The organism is Haloferax sp. KTX1 (genome assembly GCF_902410085.1).
Classification (GTDB): Archaea; Halobacteriota; Halobacteria; order Halobacteriales; family Haloferacaceae; genus Haloferax; species Haloferax massiliensis.
Genome location: NZ_CABPRH010000309.1, coordinates 1 through 403, shown reverse-complemented (window position 1 = coordinate 403; position 403 = coordinate 1). Strand labels below are relative to the sequence as shown.

Genomic DNA, 403 nt, shown 5'->3' with positions numbered 1-403 from the left:
GTCTACAACCTCGCCGTGCGCGATGGCTTCCAGAACCTGGATCGGAATCGGGTTGAAACGCTCAACAACGAGGTCCGTGCGGGGCTGGCGCCCACAGTGGCGGATCTGTACTCGGGGGCCGGGGCGCTCTCCGAACTCCCGCAGGATGGCGCCACCCTTTCCACCAGTGACCCGGAGAAAATCCTGCTGTACCGGCTTGGCCTCGAGGCCGTCGCTGCTGACGAGGGCGATACCGCGGAATCCGTGACCCGCGACCCGCAGTCCCGTGAACAGTCCCGGCTGAGCGCGCTGCTCGATGACCTCGGCTCCGGCGTGGTCAGCGGCTTCGGGCGCAACGGCTTTGAACTCAACGCACTGCCTTACCAGCCGCTGTCGTTCATCGGCCGGTATGAAACCTCACTGG

The 403-nt window shown here is 65.5% G+C and carries 1 protein-coding gene; it reads left to right on the top strand.

The features are described 5' to 3' along the window. Window positions 1-403 (top strand): hypothetical protein (locus tag FY251_RS22815; RefSeq protein ID WP_187367505.1); only part of this gene is annotated, 403 nt, incomplete at both ends.